The 2,232-nt window shown below is 69.0% G+C and carries 2 protein-coding genes; one reads left to right on the top strand and one right to left on the bottom strand.

Annotated features, from left to right (window positions below; translation table 11 throughout):
- Nucleotides 1-195: 195 nt before the first annotated feature.
- Nucleotides 196-1,650, top strand: a complete 1,455-nt coding sequence (locus tag JOZ76_RS02340) for an IS1380 family transposase (RefSeq protein WP_291697023.1) — start codon at nucleotides 196-198, stop codon at nucleotides 1,648-1,650.
- Nucleotides 1,651-1,776: 126 nt separating this feature from the next.
- Here the strand turns inward: JOZ76_RS02340 and JOZ76_RS02335 are convergent.
- Nucleotides 1,777-2,232: hypothetical protein (locus JOZ76_RS02335; protein ID WP_291697022.1), on the bottom strand; the 456-nt coding region annotated here is incomplete at its 5' end.

The raw sequence follows: 2,232 nt of genomic DNA, 5'->3' as shown, positions 1-2,232 counted from the left end.
GTCGGTTGACGCATCGGGAGGCGGCTAGAGTGCCTGGCACGAACTGGCGCCCGAAATTCGAGGGACGGACTTTGCCCGGCCGGCCCAGAAAAGGTGCTTAACCCAGATTATTCAGACTGGATCCAACAGAGAGGCCCCCGGCGGCGTCTAACGTGTTCACACACACCACGTTCAACGCCGACACGAGGGCCTCTCATGAGTTTACAGTCTGTTCCGCTCTTGTCCTTCGACTTTTTGCCGGCGCGGCCCGTCGAGGTCGAAGTTTCTCCCGCACCGCTGACCAGCGACGCCGGACTCGTGCCCATCCGCCAGTTCGATGAGCGGATCCGGCTCACCGAACAGTTCGCCGCCGCGCTCGACGACCGCCGCGACCCGGCGCTCACCCGGCAGTCGCTCCTGAGCATGGTCCGGCAACGCGTCTACGGCATCCTCGCCGACTACGAGGACCAGAATGACCACGACACCCTGCGCACCGACCCCGTCTTCAAGCTCCTCGCCGACCGACTCCCCGACGACCCCGACCTCGCCAGCCAGCCCACGCTCTCGCGGTTCGAGAACGCCGTCTCGATCCCCGACCTCTGGCGGCTCCGCGACGTCCTGGTCGATCTGTTTATCCAATCCTTCGACGCGGCGCCCGGGCACCTCACGCTCGACATCGACGCCTTCGACGACCCGGCGCACGGGCACCAGCAACTGATCATGTTCCACGGCTACTACGAGCAATATCAGTACCTGCCGATCGTCATCACCTGCGCCGAGAACGACTTGGTGCTGCTGGTCGGATTGCGACACGGCACCTGTCACGCCTCCCTCGGCGCCGACAACGACCTGCGCTATCTGATGGGGCGGCTGCGCGCCGTCTGGCCCGACCTGCACGTCCACGTGCGCGGCGACAGCGGCCTGGGCGTGCCCCGGATGTACGACGTGTGCCGCGAGCTGCGCCTCAGCTACACCTTCGGCATCGGGATGAATGCGACACTCCGTGCGCTGAGCGAGCCCTTGCTCGCGGAGGCCGTGGCCGCGTACGAACGGACCGGCCAGCCGCAGCGCTCCTTCCTGGCGCTCGATTACCAGGCCGGGAGCTGGCCGGCCCCGCAGCCGGTCATCATCAAGGTCGAGGCCCACGCGCAGGGGACCAACCGCCGGGCGGTGGTCACCAACCGCCCGGGTTGTGCCGTGTCGCCGCAGGCGGTGTACGACGAGTACGCGCTGCGCGGCGAAAGCGAGAACCGCAACAAGGAGCTGAAGACCGAGTTGAAGGCGGATCGCCTGAGCGACCACCGATTCCTGGCGAACTTCTTCCGACTGTACCTGCATGCGGCCGCGTTGAACCTGCTGGTCCGGCTGCGGCACCTGGTCGTGCAGCCGGCGCCGACGTCCGCCGCGTTGGGACTGCCGGCGGAGCTACCCACCGCGGCGCTGGACGAGCCGGATCGCAAGCAGTTCTTCAACACGCGGCGTGCTCGTGACCCACTGGGGGAAGGCTTCGCGTGCACGTGGCGGACGCGGCTGATCAAGGTGGCGGCGGAGGTGATCACGCGGGCGCGGCGCGTGATCGTGCGGCTCTCGGGGAGTTGGCCACACCTGGATCATTTCCTGCAGGTCAGCCAGGCCGTGAACCAGGCGATGGCCCGACCCTCCCCGGGGTAGTCGCGACGTCACTCGTTCCCCCCACCCACGCCAATACCGACGCTGAGATCACCACGCGGGGTAGGGGAAAGTCTGCCTCCAGCACCCCGCAGGGCCACCCACGCCCCCTGACGTCCCAGGTCGATGTCATAGTCCGACTGAGCGTGAATAATCTGGGTTAACCGTCGTCCCGATCCCCAGCTCGGCCACCCGGGCCTGGATCGCCCCCAGCCGGCCGAACAGCGCCGCGGACTTGACCTTGACCACCTTCCCCGCAGCGTCGCGGACCTTGTGCACCACCCCGGCCAGCAGACCCGGCGGCGGCTTCAGCCCGGGGGCCTTCGTGCGGCCACGCCGCCGCAAGCGGCGGCGGTGCCGCACCGCGCCGACGACCGGCAGCAGCGCCGCCGGGTACGGCCGGTGGTTGTCGATGCGCATCAAAGGCGGCGCGGCCCCCGCCGGCAGGCACACCGCCACCGACGCCACCAGCGCCGCGGCGGTGGCCAGGTCCCGCGGCCCGACCCGCAGGTCGATCACGAACCGGCTGACGGCCGCCAACGCCGCGTGCACCCAGACCTGACCCAGGCCGCGACGGCCCCGAGC

The sequence above is a fragment of the Bradyrhizobium sp. genome (assembly GCF_019244115.1).
In the GTDB taxonomy this organism is placed as follows: Bacteria; Pseudomonadota; Alphaproteobacteria; order Rhizobiales; family Xanthobacteraceae; genus Bradyrhizobium.
The sequence above is the reverse complement of the archived record's forward strand: the minus strand, read 5'-3'. Positions and strand labels throughout refer to the sequence as shown.